At 60.9% G+C, this 941-nt stretch carries 1 protein-coding gene; it reads left to right on the forward strand.

Translation table 11 applies throughout. From position 1 onward, the window contains the following. Positions 1-941: autotransporter outer membrane beta-barrel domain-containing protein (locus tag LH464_RS24395; protein ID WP_226788981.1), on the forward strand; the 941-nt coding region annotated here is incomplete at both ends.

Below are 941 nucleotides of genomic sequence, written 5' to 3' on the forward strand. Positions count from 1 at the left end.
GAACTGCGTGCCGAAGAGATGAGCAATGGTTTCCACGCCTGGTCACGCGCCATCGGAAAGTCCGGCTCCTATTCGCCGAAGGTCACAGGCTACAACAGCCAGGGGTTCAGTACGAATGTCGCAGGCATGCAGATTGGCGGCGACTACTCCACGGAAGGTGTCTTCGTCCAGGGTGACAAGCTCACCGTTGGCCTGTTCGGGGAGTTTGCTCACTCCAGCTTCGACGTCAGCGGCCGCACTGCCCATGGCTCGATCTCCAGCAAGGGCATCGGAGGTTACGCCACCTGGCAGCAGCATGCCCCGACCGGGTCGCAATCCGGTACAGGTCTCTATGTCGATGCCGTGGTCAAGCACGACTGGCTCGACTTCGGGGTGGATGCGAAGTCGGTCACCGGTTTTGATCTCAACAACGGCTACAAAGGCCGGGCGATTTCCGCCTCTGTCGAGACCGGCTACGGCATTGATCTGGGCGACAACCTGATCCTGCAGCCGCAGGCGCAGCTCGTCTATTCGAAGGTTACCGCTGATAGCTTTACCGACAACTATGGCGTTACCGTTTCCGGCCAGGAGTCAGAAAGTCTGCGCGGCCGCCTCGGCCTGCGTTTGGAGAAGACTTTCTTCCTCGACGACGAGGTGGAAGCGGTGGCCCCGCCCGAAACGCGCAACACCGGCAAAGGCGTAAAGAACACGAAGGGCAAGGCATCCGCGCGGGCCCCGCAGCAGCCGAGGAAGAAGAAGTCTGGCCGGTCGGTGACGACGTTTGTCGATGCCAATGTAAAACACGAGTTGAGGGGCAAAGGCGGCTTCACGGCCAACGGCACTTCTGTCGGCAGCGACATGGGTGGAACGACCTTCGACGTCGGGATCGGCGCAACGGCCAAGCTTTCCGACAACGTCAGCCTATATGGCCGTGCCTCCGTCGAGTTCGGCGGCCATACCGA

The organism is Pseudorhizobium xiangyangii, from assembly GCF_020531965.1.
Lineage (GTDB): Bacteria > Pseudomonadota > Alphaproteobacteria > Rhizobiales > Rhizobiaceae > Neorhizobium > Neorhizobium xiangyangii.